The 14,516-nt window shown below is 64.6% G+C and carries 14 protein-coding genes and 1 pseudogene; 12 read left to right on the top strand and 3 right to left on the bottom strand.

The annotated features are described in order from the left end of the window. Nucleotides 1-46 precede the first annotated feature (46 nt). On the bottom strand, nt 47-568 hold the full coding sequence (locus ACSSVC_RS23885) for an SgcJ/EcaC family oxidoreductase (protein WP_346635036.1): 522 nt from the start codon (nt 566-568) through the stop codon (nt 47-49). 172 nt (nt 569-740) lie between these two features. Between ACSSVC_RS23885 and ACSSVC_RS23890 the strand changes: the two genes are divergently transcribed. Genes ACSSVC_RS23890 through ACSSVC_RS23905 form a run of 4 tightly spaced genes read left to right on the top strand, consistent with a single transcriptional unit; the run spans nt 741 to nt 5,342 of the window. Beyond that, nucleotides 741-1,904, top strand: a complete 1,164-nt coding sequence (locus ACSSVC_RS23890) for a sensor histidine kinase (protein ID WP_404937278.1) — start codon at nt 741-743, stop codon at nt 1,902-1,904. Then, nucleotides 1,901-2,569: a response regulator gene (locus ACSSVC_RS23895; RefSeq protein ID WP_346635038.1), complete on the top strand. Its 669-nt coding sequence runs from the start codon at nt 1,901-1,903 to the stop codon at nt 2,567-2,569. Before ACSSVC_RS23890 ends, ACSSVC_RS23895 begins: the two co-directional genes overlap by 4 nt. Beyond that, a complete protein-coding gene (locus ACSSVC_RS23900) occupies nt 2,566-4,893 on the top strand; it encodes an ATP-binding protein (protein ID WP_404937279.1) in 2,328 nt (775 codons plus the stop codon). The genes ACSSVC_RS23895 and ACSSVC_RS23900 overlap by 4 nt, the downstream gene beginning before the upstream one ends. After that, entirely contained in the window at nt 4,890-5,342 is a 453-nt protein-coding gene (locus ACSSVC_RS23905; RefSeq protein ID WP_346635040.1) for a response regulator, read from the top strand. The genes ACSSVC_RS23900 and ACSSVC_RS23905 overlap by 4 nt, the downstream gene beginning before the upstream one ends. Before the next feature lie 48 nt (nt 5,343-5,390). On the opposite strand, the gene ACSSVC_RS23910 is transcribed toward ACSSVC_RS23905, so the two are convergent. Next, nucleotides 5,391-6,188 (bottom strand): AraC family transcriptional regulator, encoded by a 798-nt coding sequence (locus ACSSVC_RS23910; protein ID WP_346635041.1) that lies wholly within the window; start codon nt 6,186-6,188, stop codon nt 5,391-5,393. 85 nt (nt 6,189-6,273) lie between these two features. Between ACSSVC_RS23910 and ACSSVC_RS23915 the strand changes: the two genes are divergently transcribed. The 6 genes and pseudogenes from ACSSVC_RS23915 to ACSSVC_RS23940 all read left to right on the top strand — a co-directional run. Next, a complete protein-coding gene (locus ACSSVC_RS23915; protein ID WP_346635042.1) occupies nt 6,274-7,272 on the top strand; it encodes a bile acid:sodium symporter family protein in 999 nt (332 codons plus the stop codon). 104 nt (nt 7,273-7,376) lie between these two features. Then, nucleotides 7,377-8,405, top strand: a complete 1,029-nt coding sequence (locus tag ACSSVC_RS23920; protein ID WP_492611513.1) for a hypothetical protein — start codon at nt 7,377-7,379, stop codon at nt 8,403-8,405. A gap of 187 nt (nt 8,406-8,592) precedes the next feature. After that, a complete protein-coding gene (locus tag ACSSVC_RS23925) occupies nt 8,593-9,618 on the top strand; it encodes a leucine-rich repeat domain-containing protein (RefSeq protein ID WP_492611514.1) in 1,026 nt (341 codons plus the stop codon). Between the two features lie 40 nt (nt 9,619-9,658). Further along, the gene (locus ACSSVC_RS23930; RefSeq protein ID WP_346635045.1) at nt 9,659-10,342 is read left to right on the top strand and encodes a hypothetical protein; all 684 of its coding nucleotides are present in this window, start codon (nt 9,659-9,661) and stop codon (nt 10,340-10,342) included. A 93-nt stretch (nt 10,343-10,435) separates the two neighbouring features. Further along, the gene (locus tag ACSSVC_RS23935) at nt 10,436-11,158 is read left to right on the top strand and encodes a CPBP family intramembrane glutamic endopeptidase (RefSeq protein WP_346635046.1); all 723 of its coding nucleotides are present in this window, start codon (nt 10,436-10,438) and stop codon (nt 11,156-11,158) included. A gap of 156 nt (nt 11,159-11,314) precedes the next feature. Next, nucleotides 11,315-11,407, top strand: a pseudogene (locus ACSSVC_RS23940) (LysE family translocator); the annotation flags it as partial. 9 nt (nt 11,408-11,416) lie between these two features. Here the strand turns inward: ACSSVC_RS23940 and ptrR are convergent. Then, nucleotides 11,417-12,295, bottom strand: coding sequence for a putrescine utilization regulator PtrR (ptrR, locus tag ACSSVC_RS23945; RefSeq protein ID WP_110652865.1), 879 nt, complete (start codon nt 12,293-12,295; stop codon nt 11,417-11,419). 100 nt (nt 12,296-12,395) lie between these two features. Between ptrR and ACSSVC_RS23950 the strand changes: the two genes are divergently transcribed. Continuing rightward, the gene (locus ACSSVC_RS23950; RefSeq protein ID WP_346635047.1) at nt 12,396-13,787 is read left to right on the top strand and encodes an aldehyde dehydrogenase family protein; all 1,392 of its coding nucleotides are present in this window, start codon (nt 12,396-12,398) and stop codon (nt 13,785-13,787) included. Nucleotides 13,788-14,049: 262 nt separating this feature from the next. Beyond that, entirely contained in the window at nt 14,050-14,298 is a 249-nt protein-coding gene (locus ACSSVC_RS23955; protein ID WP_346635048.1) for an Arc family DNA-binding protein, read from the top strand. Nucleotides 14,299-14,516: the final 218 nt, after the last annotated feature.

Genomic DNA, 14,516 nt, shown 5'->3' on the forward strand with positions numbered 1-14,516 from the left:
GGCAAACGCCGAGCACAGGCTCGGCGCAAGAGGTGACGCGGATGAATCAGTGGCTGGCCTGCAACTGCGGCTGCACTTGCGGCATGGCCGAAGAGTGGTGGTTGAGGATCTTCCACTGCCCGTCGAGGCGCTCATAGAGGAAGGTGTAGCGAGCCTGGACCTGCTGCTGCTTGCCGTCAGCGGCGGTCAGCGTAAAGGTGTAGACGCCGCTGTCCATCGCCGCGTCCGGGCTCAGGTGACGGATCTCGCGGTAGTTGATCTGACCGACCGGCTTGGACGCCAGGAAATGCTCGAAGTAGTCCTGGATCTGCGCGTGGGTGCTGCGCACCTGGTTGGAGACGGTCGGTTGCAGCACCGCGTTGGGCGCATAGAGGCCGACCACGGCTTGCGGATTGCCGGTCTGCAGGGCGCTGTTCCAGCGATCGAACAAGCCGGCGATTTCCCGGTCTTGCACATTCTGCGGCTGCTCGGCCACGGTGCGGTACACGTAAGGGGTGGCTTCCAGGGCCTGGGCCAGAGGGGCGCCCAGAACGAAGAACAGGGCCAGGGCGGTGGTTTTCAGTTTCATTGGCAGACTCCAGTGGGTTTCAATGAGCCACACTGTGCCAAGGGCCGCCGCCCGCGCCATCGGCCAACTGGAGCCATCGGCCTATGCCATTCGGCAGATAGGCGCAGCCCAGGTCACAGGGTCTAATGCCCCGGCCCGCTCAATCACACCGACGCCCCGCTGGAGTCCTGTCATGTCCACCCCGCCCCTCGATCCCGGCAGCGCCCTGGCCCTGCGCAGCCAGTACCGGCAATCGCAAAGCCGCGCCGCGCGCCTGCGCCTGCTGGTGGACACCGGCCAGGAACTGCTGCAACTGCCTCCCGAGCAGATGCGCCTGCGCGTCGTGCAGCGCGCCTGTGCCTTTGTCGCCATGGATCACGGCGTACTGCTGGAGTGGAACGCCGACGGCGTGGTCCGCACCACTGCCGAGCATGGCCACGGCGAGCGCCTGAAGGCCCTGCGCGCCCTGGCCGAGCAACCCCAGTGGCTGGCACGCCCGGTCACGGAGCCGGCTTCGGTACTGCGGGTGTTGTTGCACCGTGCCGATGGCCAGGCCTTTGGCGCCCTGCTGCTGGCCAACAGCGTGCCCATCAGCGCGCCGGACAGCGAAGACCTGGAATCCCTGCAACTGCTGGCCACGCTGCTGGCGGCGCACCTGGAAAACCAGCGTCTGTTGCAGGACCTGCAAGCCCGGGAACGCAGCATGTCGGAACTGGTGCTGCGCCTGTTCAGCGCCCAGGAAGATGAGCGCAAGCGCGTCGCCTATGACCTGCACGACGGGCTGGCCCAAACCCTGGCCGGGTTGCATCAGCGCCTGCAAGGTTTCGCCGGGCGCTGCCCGTCACTGCCCAGCGAGTTGAACGACGAACTGCAGACCATCTTGCAACTGGCCCAGGGCTGCGTCGGCGAGGGCCGACAACTGATCGGCGGCCTGCGGCCCCACGTGCTCGACGACTTCGGCCTGCTGCGGGCCATCGACCGCGAGGCCGACCGCCTGCGGGAGGCGGGCCTGAGCGTGCACTGGGAGCAGCGTTGCCCGGAGCGCCTGCCGGGGGCCGTGGAAATCGCCCTGTTCCGCATCGCCCAGGAAGCCATCAACAACATTCTCAAGCATGCCCGGGCTGACGAGGTGCGCCTGAGCCTGGCCATGGAAGACCGCCACGCCCTGCTGCGCGTCAGTGACGACGGCTGCGGCTTTCTCAGCCTGGCGACCCAGGGCGTTGAACAACTGGGACAGGTGGCCATGCACGAGCGCGCACACTTGCTGGGCGGTCATTTCACCTGCCATAGCCAACCCGGCCAAGGCACCCGGATTCAGGCCCGAGTGCCGGTTCAACCTGTGGAGCAACCTGTATGAGCGAGGTAATACGCCTGGTCCTGGCGGACGACCATGAAGTGACCCGCACCGGTTTCGTCGCGCTGCTGGCGGGCAACCCGGAGTTTGCCGTGGTGGGTCAGGCCAAGGACGGCGAAGAAGCCCTGGTGCTTTGCGAACGCTTGCGCCCGGACATCGCCATCCTCGATATCCGCATGCCGCAGCTCAATGGCCTGGGGGCGGCGCGCCTGCTGCAACAGCGCCAACCCGAGGTCAAGGTGGTGATCTTCACCATGGACGACAGCCCCGATCACCTGGAAGCGGCGATGGCAGCCGGCGCCGTGGGCTACCTGTTGAAGGATGCCAGCCGCGATGAAGTGATCAGCGCCCTGCAACGGGTGGCCCAGGGCGAGGAAGCCCTCAACAGTGCGGTCAGCGCCCGCCTGTTGCGCCGCATGACCGAGCGTGGCAACGGCACGACGCCCCAGGCCCAGCCCCTCACCGCCCGGGAGCGCCAGGTGCTGGGTCTGGTGGCCGGCGGTTTCAGCAACCGCGAGATCGGTGAAAAACTCGGCATCACCACCGGCACCGCCAAGGCCCATGTGGAACGGGTGATCGGCAAGCTGGGCGCCGCCGACCGCACCCAGGCCGCCGTGCGCGGCATTGCCCTGGGGCTGGTGGCCCAACCCGGCGGGCAATGGCCATGAACCTGTTGAGCGCCCGGCGCTGGGCCGATCTGCCGCTGCGGGGCAAGGCGCTGGTGGTGATCTCGCTGCCGCTGGTGATCCTGCTGCTGTCCCTGGTGCTGATCTACAGCACCGAGCGCCAGACCGCCCGTGCCGAAGAGGACGTGCGCCGGGTGCTACTGGTACAGGGCGACATCCAGACCGTGCACACCCTGCTGGCGGAAGCCGCCGCCAGCGTGCGCGGCTACCTGCTGACCCGGCGCGAAGACTTCCTCCCGGCCTACCTTCAAGCCCGGCCGCAGATCGAGGCCGCCCTGCAGCGCCTGGACCAGAATGTGCGGGATGCGCGCATGCGCGAGTACCTGCAAGCCATCACCCCGCTGATCCACACCAAGCTCGATGGCCTGGTGGCCCTGCGCAATGGCAGCCGTGACGACGCCGACACCGTGACCGCGATCCTGATCGACAACAAACAGGTGCTGGACGTGCTGCGGGAGAAGATCAGCGCCATGCGCGTGCGCGAAGACGCGCTGCTGGCCGAGCGCACCGAAGCCGCCGTGGCGACCCGCATGCGCCTGCTGTTCGCCACCCTGCTGGCCGCCGGTTGCGGGCTGTTCGGCGCCATCATCGCCGTGCTGTTGCTATCCCGGGGCATCGTCACCCGGGTGCAGCAGGTGCAGGGCAATGCCCAGCGCCTGGCCCTGGGACAGCCGCTGCTGCCGCAAGCCCCGGAGCAGGATGAAATCGGCCAGCTGGGCACCCGCCTGGTAGAGGCCGGGCAACTGCTGGCCGAGCGCGAGCGGGCCCTGCGGGACAACGAGGAACGCCTGCGACTGATCATCGACGGGGTCAAGGACTACGGGATCTTCGCCCTGGATACCCAGGGCCGAGTCACCACCTGGAACGTCGGCGCGGAACGGATCAAGGGCTACCGCGAACAGGAAATCATCGGCCGCCACTTCTCCCTGTTCTACCTGCCGGAAGAATGCCCGCAGCACCCGGACATGGCCCTGCGCGAAGCCACCGCCCACGGCCACTACATGGAAGAAGCCTGGCGCTGCCGCAAGGACGGCAGCCGCTTCTGGGCCAGCGTGGTGATCACCGCCCAGTACGACGCCAGCGGCGCCTTGCGCGGTTTCTCAAAGATCACCCGGGACATCACCGACCGCCGCGCCGCGGAAATCGCCCTGGGCACCGCCCGCGAGGAAGCGGAAAGCGCCAGCCGCGCCAAGAGCGAGTTTCTCTCGCGCATGAGCCACGAACTGCGTACCCCGCTGAACGCCATTCTCGGCTTCGCCCAGTTGCTGGACATGGATTCCACCGCCGGCCAGCGGCCCCAGGTGGGGCACATCCTGCGGGCCGGGCAGCACCTGCTGGGGCTGATCAACGAGGTCCTGGACATCGCCCGCATCGAAGCCGGACGCCTGCCGCTGAACGTCGAGCCGATCGCCCTGAAGGCGGTGCTGCATGAAGCCCTGACCCTGGTTTCGCCGATGGCCGCCGACGCCGGTATTCACCTGGCCCCGCTGCCGGAACTGCCGGCGGACAGCGGGGTGATCGCCGATCGCCAACGGCTGATCCAGGTGCTGCTCAACCTGCTGTCCAATGCCATCAAGTACAACCGCAGCGCCGGCCAGGTGAACATCGAGGTGGCGATCGACGAGCCGCGCCTGCGTATCAGCGTCATCGACACCGGCGGCGGCATTGCTGCCGATCACTTGGAGCGCCTGTTCAAGCCGTTCGAACGCCTGGATGCCGACCCCAAGGTCGAAGGCACCGGCCTGGGCCTGGCCCTGAGCAAGAGCCTGCTGGAAATGATGGACGGCGCCCTGGACGTGCACAGCACCCCGGGCAGCGGCAGTTGCTTCACCCTGGAACTGCCCTTCGTGCGCCTGGCCGATGCGGCCGACGGGGCCTCCTTCAGCGCCCCGGTGCTGAACGTGCCGGCGCCACAACCCGCGAGCCGTTACCAGGGCAAAGTGCTGTGCATCGAAGACAACCTGCAAAGCCTGGCGCTGATCGAAACCCTGCTGCAGCGCCGTCCGGGGATTCAGTTGCTGTCGAGCATGCAGGGGCAGATGGGCCTGGACTTGGCCCGCCAGCACGCACCGCAGATGATCCTGCTGGACGTCAACCTGCCGGACCTGCAGGGCCTGGAAGTGCTGCAACGCCTGCGAGCCTCCGCCATCACCGCCACCACACCGATCCTGATGATTACCGCCGACGCCAGCGAGCTGACCCAGCGCACCCTGCGCGAAGCCGGGGCGACGGCGATCCTCACCAAGCCGATCCATATACCGGCGTTCCTCGCCCACCTCCAAGCCTGCCTAGCGGAGCCCGTATGACTGCCGATATGCGCATCCTGATTGTCGACGACCAACGTCCCAACCTCGACCTGATGGAACAACTGCTGGCCCGGGAAGGGTTGCACAACGTTCTGAGCAGCACCCAGCCGCTGCGCACCCTGGAGCTGTTCAACAGCTTCGAGCCGGACCTGGTGATTCTCGACCTGCACATGCCCGAGTTCGATGGCTTTGCGGTGTTGGAGCAACTCAACCGACGGATTCCGGCCAACGACTACCTGCCGATCCTGGTACTGACCGCCGATGCCACTCGCGACACCCGCTTGCGGGCCCTGGCCCTGGGCGCACGGGACTTTATCAGCAAGCCCCTGGACGCTCTGGAGACCCTGTTGCGGATCTGGAACCTGCTGGAAACCCGAGCCTTGTACAAGACCCTGCGGACCCTGGTGCCGCCGGAGCAGATCGAACTGCTGCGCCCGTCAAGAACCTGAAGCCCGCGGCCCCCTGCGGCAGTGGCAACAGGCGTCGGCGGCGAGACGTCATAGATCGCGGAAGAATTCCCCCGGCGTGGCATCGAACTGCTGGCGAAACGCGGCGATAAAGGCCGAGGTCGAGTCATAGCCACAAGCCAGGGCCACATCCGTGACCCGCTCGCCCTGTTCCAGCGGGGTCAGGGCGCCGAGCAGACGCAGACGCTGGCGCCAGGCACGAAAGGTCAAGCCAGTGTCCTTGAGAAACAACCGGCTGAGGGTCTTCTCCGTCACCCCCAGTTTCTGGCTCCACTGGCCCAGGGTGGTCTGCTGTTCCGGGTGCGCCTGCAGGCTGCGGTAGATCGCGCGCAAGCGCACGTCGTGAGGCAGCGGCAGCATCAGGTCCAGTTGCGGCGCGGCCGCCAGCTGATCCAGCAGCACCTGGGCCAGGCGCCCGTCGGCGCTGTCCTCGACATATTCCACCGGCAACTCGCTGAAGGCGCGGATCAACTCCCGCAGCAGGCTGCTGACCGCCAGCACCTGGCAATTGTCGGTGGCCGCCCAGGCGGTGACGCTGCAGTCCAGGTACAGGCTGCGCATCTCGGTACGCGGCGAGCTGAACACCCGGTGCGGCACCCCGGCGGGAATCCATACCGCCCGTTGCGGCGGCGCGATAAAGCGCCCGCCGCTGGTGTGAATTTCCAGCACCCCCTGGATCGCATAGGACAATTGCACCCAGGGATGGCTGTGGCGCCGGGTCAGGGCCCGATTGGGCAAGGATTCGGTGCGCCCGTACACCGGCCGGGGCAAGCTCGGCAGCCCGGGAATACTGCGCCGGACGATCTTTTCATGTCCTTTAGGCGGCATTAACTGGCTCCTTGGCGTTAGTCGGTAAATTCCAGCCACGTTAGAGTCGCCCCATCGCTCTTGGCAACCCCCGGATGATCCCGCTATGACTCGCTCGCGTCTTTTACCCGACAACTTCACCCTGACCCTGATCGGCGTGGTCCTGCTGGCCAGCTTCCTGCCAGCCAGTGGCCAGGTGGCGGTGGGTTTCGGCTGGCTGACCAATATCGCCATCGGCCTGTTGTTCTTCCTCCACGGCGCCAAGCTGTCGCGCGATGCGATCATCGCCGGGGCCGGCCACTGGCGCCTGCACCTGTTGGTGTTCAGCCTGACCTTCGTGCTCTTCCCGCTGCTGGGCCTGGCGCTCAAACCGCTGTTGTCGCCGCTGGTGGGCAATGAGCTGTACATGGGCATGCTGTATCTGTGCGCTCTGCCGGCCACGGTGCAATCGGCCATCGCCTTCACCTCCCTGGCCCGGGGCAATATCCCGGCGGCCATCTGCAGCGCTGCGGCGTCGAGCCTGTTCGGGATCTTCCTCACCCCGCTCTTGGTGACCCTGCTGCTGAACGTGCACGGCGACGGCGGCTCGACCCTGGACGCGATCCTCAAGATCAGCGTGCAATTGCTGCTGCCATTCATCGCCGGACAGATCGCCCGGCGCTGGATCGGCGCCTGGGTCGGGCGCAACAAGCACTGGCTGCGCTTCGTCGACCAAGGCTCGATCCTGCTGGTGGTCTACGGCGCCTTCAGCGAGGCGGTGAATGAAGGCATCTGGCAGCAGATCCCGCTGTGGGAACTGGGCGGGCTGCTGGTGGCCTGCTGCATCCTCCTGGCCCTGGTGCTGCTGGCGTCGAGCTTTCTCGGCAAGCTGTTCGGCTTCGACCAGGAAGACCGCATCACCATCCTCTTCTGCGGCTCGAAAAAGAGCCTGGCCACCGGCGTGCCCATGGCCCAGGTACTGTTCGCCGGCAGCACCATGGGCGTGCTGATTCTGCCCTTGATGCTGTTCCACCAGATCCAGCTGATGGTTTGCGCGGTGCTGGCCCAGCGCTACGCCAAGCGCCCGGAATCGGTGGCCGAGCTGATGGGCCAGGTCGACCCGTAACGCTTCCGGCAAGGCGGCCCGGCATCTAGCCGGGCCTGCGCGCAGATGGCGATGAAGCGTGCGCAATGGCATGATGCCGCGGCGAAAATCATCAAGGACCGCTGATGTTTCCCCATCGAATTCAAGCCCCCAGCCAGGCCGACCTGGAACTGCAGGTTAGCGCCCGCCTGGAGGCCGATGACCAGGCCCAGGTCATCGTCCAGTTCGCCAAGGCCGAACAGTACGACGGCGAACTGCTGAGTCAGCTCGACACGCTCTGCGCCCGTTTCGGTGAACGCCTCAAGGTGCGTTTCTATAGCCATTACCCGGGCAGCGCGTTCGATGCCCGGGTGTTGCTGGCCCTGCCCCATGTGCAGTCCCTGAGCCTGGACTGCCTCGACACCCTGGATCACTACGAGGCCATCGGCCGCCTGCCCCTGCTTCGGGAGTTTGCCCTGCAGGTGATCAGCGCCGACCTGCCTGAACTGCTCAGCATGCCCAACCTGGAGCAACTGCACAGCCTGCGGCTGTCCATGGACAAGGGCCCGGCGCTTGAACTGGCGCCGATTGGCTGGATGCCCGAGTTGCACAGCCTGAGCATCAGCGTGCAGAGCCATCAGCTGGATGTGCTGAACCAGTGCCCGAGCATCAGGCACCTGAGCCTGCATCGCCTGCCGGCCAAGACCACCCTGGGCATGGTGGCCGGCATGGCCGGGCTGCGCAGCCTGGCGCTGAGTTTCGGCAGCCGCGAGAGCATGCCGGAGTTGCGCAACCCCCAGGTCACGGACCTGGAGATCCTGCGGGTGCGCGGCCTCCACCAACTGCAACTGGATGGCTTTCCTCAGCTTGAGGTGCTGAAGATCGAGGACCAGGCGCAACTGCGCCGGCTGGATCTCGCCGGGCTGGCGCGGCTGCACCAGCTGAGCCTGATCAACCTCAAGAGCCTGGGGGAACTCAGCGGCCTGAAAACCTCGAACATCGCTGATCTGCGCATCATCAAGGCCCCACAGATGGATCTGCTGACACTGATCGACAGCCAGTTACCGCCCAGCGTGCAGCACCTCAAGCTCATCAGTGGCAAACGCGCCGTGGACAAACAGCTCGAAGCCCGGCAACAGCAACTGGGCATTCCTGAACCCCGCGGCCCGTTCTGACCGCCGCCCTCTCGTAGGAGCGAGCTTGCTCGCGAAGCACCTCAACGATAATCCGCACTCACCGCGAGCCTGCGCAGTGCTTGCCACCATCGCAAGCACGTCAGCCCCGGCGGCCCGTTGGCTATCGGCGTTACGCCAAGCCCAGAGTGATGGCATGATGCCGCGCGACAATCATCAAGGACTGCTGATGTTTCCCCATCGAATCAAAGCACCGACCCAGGCCGACCTGCGCCTGCAGGTCGGTGCCCGGCTGGAGGCCGATCCGCGGGCCCGAGTCATCGTTCAGTGGCACAGCGTCGAGCAATACGATTACCCACTGCTGAAACAGACCGATGCCCTCTGCGCGCGTTATGGCGAGCGCCTCACCGTGCGTTTCTACAACCACTATTCGAGCAGAAGTTTTGATGGCCGGACCTTGCTCGCCCTGCCCAACGTCCACTCGCTGAGCCTGGACGGCCTCGAAACCCTGGAACATTTCCAGGCCATTGGCAGCCTGCACCCGCTCAGGGATTTTACCCTGGAAGTCTTCCGTGCCGATCTGCCCGGGCTTCTGGCCCTGCCCAACCTCGAACACCTGCACAGCCTGCGGCTCTCCCTGGACCAGGGCCCAACCATCGATCTGGCGCCGATTGCCCGCATGCCCGAGTTGCAGAGCCTGCACATCAGCCCGCAGAGCCATGACCTGGAGATTCTGAGCCAGTGTCCGAGCATCAATACCCTGAGCCTGCATCGCCTGCCGGCCAACACCCCCCTGGGGATGGTCGCCGGCATGAGCGGCCTGCGCAGTCTGTCGGTGGCGTTCAGCAGCCGTGAGCAGATGCCCGAGCTGCACAGCCCCTACGTCAGGGAGCTGGAGATCATGCGGGTGCGTGGCCTCAACCGCCTGGACCTGGACGGCTTTCCACAGCTTGACGTGCTGAAGATCGAGGACCAGGCGCAATTGAGCCGGCTGGACCTTGGCGGGGCACCGCAGTTGCGCAAGCTGAGCCTGATCAACCTCAAGACCCTGGGGGAAATCAGCGGCCTGAAAACCTCGAACATCGCTGACCTGCGCATCATCAAGGCTCCTCAGCTGGATGCACTGACACTGATCGACAGCCAACTGCCGCCCAGCGTGCAGCACCTCAAGTTACTCAGTGGCAAACACACCCTGGACAAACAGCTCGAAGCCCGACAACTGCAACTGGGCATCCCACGGCCCGTTGGGCATTAATCTGACCGCTCCACCTTTTCGGACCTGATAAGGAGATCCCATGTCCTTTGTTCCCCGCTTTACCGAACTGCTGCTGACGCACCTGCAACAGGAAGAACGCCAGCGCATTCTCAAATCGATTGTTGTCAGCGTCGCTCCGGAACTGTGGCTGAGCCTGGAATCGGCGGCATTGCTGGACATCAATCGCGAGCACTTCGGCCTCGGCGGCCAGTTCGATGAACGCGAAGACTACCGCCCCAGCCACATCAGCGCTCCTCGCTGCAACGTCCCCCGCTGGCTGATCGCCGCCGAGCGACGCAAGGTGGATATCTGGATCGAGGACAGCTACAGCGAAGAGGCCTCAACCGCCATCGAATTCAAGGTGGTGCACAACAACAAGAACGCCCACTCCAAGATCCGGGAGATCCGCAAGGATCTGGTCAAGCAGATCCCCCACACCACGCCTGACGACCATATCGAACGCTGGGGCATCGTGCTGCTGACTTACTCACAGTTCTACGTGGACCAGAAAGGCGGCTACACCTACGGCAACTTCGAAAGTTGTAAGGCCTTTCACCATGCCTTCAAGTACGGTCTGAGCAGTGGAGAGGAGCGCTACAAGGGCGCACCCGAACTGGAACTGGTGATGGAACCGACCAAGGTTGCCGATCTGGAAGGCGCCCATTACATCGAACCGGGGAAAGAAGCCGGGGTGTATCTGGCACTGGTCAGGTGCAAAGGCTGAAGGCTCTTTGCAAGGGCCACCTGAAAGCAGTTCCTGGTGGTCGCCAATGGTGGCACTATGCCGCCCCGCTTATCGCACATTCATGGAGTGACTGTGACTCATCTGTTTTCCCCGCCTGGGGCCTGCGCGCCCGAGCGTTCTACCTACCGGTTCTTTCCTAGGCTCGGACTATTCATTCTGGCTGCCCTGCTGTTCTTCCTGGCTGGAATACCCGGCATCCTGCTGGTGCCGGCAGAGATGCAGAACCACCTGATGATCGTCATCAGCAGTGGTTCCGCCGCACTCGTCCTGTCCATCCTGTTCGTCATCCAGTACCGCTCTGACCCGGCCGCTGTATGGCGCGGGCGAACATTCAGCCAGCCATTAAAAGTTGGCGCGCTGGCCCTCATCGCACTCTATGCACTGTTTGGCATCGTCATCGCAGTTTTGCATCTGCCTCAAGAAGCCTTCATGAACGACTTGCTGGCCGGGCTTAGCCCTTGGCAAACCTTGATCAAAATCGCCTCACTGCTGGTGCTGCCGCCGATTGCCGAGGAACTGTTTTTCCGCCACTACCTGCTGCGGCTATTTCCATATGAGAACAGCCAGGTCTGGAAATGGATTGCCATCATCGTGACCTCGGCCATTTTCGCCGGGCTCCACCTCCAGTACGGCAACTGGACGTCAGTTGCCCTGATCTTTTTGAGTGGCTGTGTGTTCGCTGTCACGCGAATTGTCAGTGGAGGACTATTGGTCCCCATGCTGCTGCACCTGCTGTTGGAGATCATCGGGTTGAGCACCGATTGGGCATTCAAACTGGCAGGTCTCTACGGCTGATCGGCGGTTCAATCAGGGCGAACACACGGGTTCGCCCAGCAGGCTCGGCCACTGCCCAAAAACTATTGAACAAGCGCAACGGGTCGAGCGCGTGGCCTGTTAACGTGCCTGCACCCTCACCTTGAAGCCTGCCTCATGTCGATCACTGAGAGTCTCCTGGCCTTCGGCCAGGGGGCCTTGATTGCGGTGTCGGAGCTGGCCTTCAACCTGTTGAAGAACTGCGGCGCCGCGTACCTGGCGTGGCTGGGGCCCCGCCATTCACCCCTCGGCGAGCACCGCCCCCCGCTCCTCCAGCAGCTTCACAAAACTGCTCAAACTCTGGGACACGGTACCGCGCCGCCAGACCAGCCAGGTGCGCAGGAAGCGAAAGCGCGGGGACAGCGGCCAGACGCTGACCGTGGCGCAGCCGGGCATGCTTTCCAGCATGCTGCGGGGCATCAGCGCCAGTCCGGCACCGGCGCTGACGCAGGCCAGCATGCCGTGGTAGGACTCCATTTCGTGGATCTTGCCCGGCACCGCGGCGTCCTGGGTGAACCAGCTTTCGAAGTGATGGCGGTAGGAGCAGTTGGCGCGAAAGGCGTAGATGCTTTCGCCATTGACCTCCCGCGCCCGGGTGATGGGCGCATGCCCCAGGGGCGCGATCAGCACCATTTCTTCCTCGAACACCGGCAGCCCTTCCAGGGCCGGGTGGCGCACCGGGCCGTCGACGAAGGCCGCCACCAGACGGCCGGAGAGCACGCCTTCGATCATGGTCCCCGAGGGGCCGGTGGACAGGTCCAGCTCGACCTTGGCGTATTGCTGGTTGTAGGCCGCCAGCAGCGCCGGGATGCGCACCGCCGCCGTGCTTTCCAGGGAACCCAGGGCAAACGGGCCCTGGGGTTCCTCGCCGGCCACGGTCAGGCGCGCTTCGGCCACCAGATCGAGAATGCGCCGGGCGTAGTCGAGGAAGTTCCACCCGGCAGGCGATAGGCGCAGACGGCTCTTCTCGCGGATAAACAGCTCCACCCCCAGGTCCTGCTCCAGTTGTTTGATCCTTGTGGTCAGGTTCGACGGCACCCGGTGGATCAGTTGCGCCGCGGCGCTGATGCTGCCCTGTTCGGCAACTGCCTTGAAAATCTCCAGCTGGACCAGATCCACTTCATTCTCCAAACGTGAACGACTCGCTTAATATTATTCAGTTTTCAGCAAAGATCCAGCACCGTAACCTGCTGTCATTCCCACTCAGCAGGACGGTGCCATGAGCCTTGTTTCCAGCCAGACCCACGCCTTGTCGATCAACCCCGCCACTGGCGAGCAGATCGGCGCCTACCCCTACCAGTCCGAGGCCGAGCTGGACGCTGCGCTGAGCCGCGCTGCCGAAGGTTTTGCTCAGTGGAAACGCCAGAGCGTCGCCGCCCGCGCTACTCACCTGAACGCCCTGGCCCAGGCCCTGCGGGACAACAGCGAGGCCATGGCACGCATGATCAGCCTGGAAATGGGCAAGCCCCTGCCTCAGGCCCGCGGCGAAATCGAAAAATGCGCCCAGCTGTGCCTGTGGTACGCCGAGCACGGCCCGGCCATGCTGGCCCCGGAAGCGACCCTGGTGGAAAACGACAAGGCGCGCATCGAGTACCGCCCCCTGGGCCCGCTCCTTGCGGTGATGCCGTGGAACTTCCCGATCTGGCAAGTGCTGCGCGGCGCAGTGCCGGCACTGCTGGCGGGCAACACCTATGTGCTCAAGCACGCACCGAACGTCATGGGCAGCGCTTACCTGCTGCTGCAAGCGCTGCAGCGCGCCGGCTTCCCTGAAGGCGTGTTCGAGGTGCTCAACGTCACCCCGGACGGCGTGTCCCGCGCCATCGCCGACCGCCGCATCGCCGCCGTGACCCTCACCGGCAGCGTGCGCGCCGGCATCGCCATCGGCGCCCAGGCGGGCGCCGCGCTGAAGAAATGCGTACTGGAACTGGGCGGTTCCGATCCCTTTATCGTGCTCAACGACGCTGATCTGGACGAAGCGGTGAAGGCCGCGGTGATCGGCCGCTACCAGAACACCGGCCAGGTCTGCGCCGCCGCCAAGCGCCTGATCATCGAACAAGGGGTGGTCGCGGAGTTCACCCGCAAATTCGTCGAAGCCACTCGCGCCCTGGTGCTGGGCGACCCACTGGCGAGCGACACCTACATCGGCCCCATGGCCCGCTTCGACCTGCGCGATGAGCTGGACCAGCAAGTCCAGGCAACCCTGGGCGAAGGCGCCACTCTGCTACTGGGCGGCGGCAAGGTCGAAGGCACCGGCAACTATTACCAACCGACAGTGCTGGCGGACGTCACCGAGCAGATGACCGCCTTCAAGCAGGAACTGTTCGGCCCGGTGGCCGCCATCATCAGCGCCCGCGATGCCCAACACGCCCTGGAACTGGCCAACGACAGCGAATTCGGCCTCACCGCAACGATCTTCACCCAGGACCTGGAACGGGCCCGGCAGATGACCGACGAGCTGGAAACCGGCGGCGTGTTCATCAACGGCTACAGCGCCAGCGACCCCCGGGTGACCTTCGGCGGGGTGAAGAAAAGCGGCTTCGGCCGCGAGCTGTCGCACTTCGGCGTGCGCGAGTTCTGCAATGCGCAGACGGTGTGGCTGGATCGACGTTGAGGTCGGGCACGGGGCTTCAGCCATCGGCCAGCCCCTGATGCAAACGAACCTTCACCTGTGGCGAGAGGGCAGGCGCCCTCTCCCCCACCTGTTGATTTCATGGCATGGCTTTATGGGCGCAAAGCCCAGATTCGGCTCAGCGAGCCGCCCATCCTGCTCAGCAAAACTAAGCCTGATCCTGCTGTTTTTTCAGAATTTTCTTGAAGCCCCCCTACCCCGATCTTTCTATGATGTTTCTTTTTGATATCACCTGAGGTCCGGCATGTGCGCCCCCGTTCAAAAGTTCATCGTTCGCCTGCCTGGTGAGCTTCACCTGCAAGTCAAGCGCATCGCCAAGCAGGAAAACCGCAGCATGAACCACGAAATCGTCAACCGCCTGGAAAAGTCCCTGACTGTCACCGACGCCCGCCCCCTGGACGAAAAACTCATCACTATCCTGCTGAACAAGATTGAGTCCCTGGAACAGCAGATTGAATCCCTGCAAATGAACACCCCTGAGCCTGACCAGTAACGCCATTCCTGTTCACCTATCAGAGCCGCCCCCTCGGCAACCTGAGCTGATTCCTCTCCTGCCTTTACCCCCACGCCGCACCTTGTATGATGGCGCCTGCCCGACAGCACCCAGCGGCAACCGCCAGGCCCTTGCCTGATGCCTGCAGGGCTCCCCCGCTGTTCTTCACTACACACGCAGGTCGACGATCGTAGCCTTCTCAGGAACCTCCCCCGGCT

This window comes from Pseudomonas sp. E1BtOHC1, assembly GCF_058744285.1.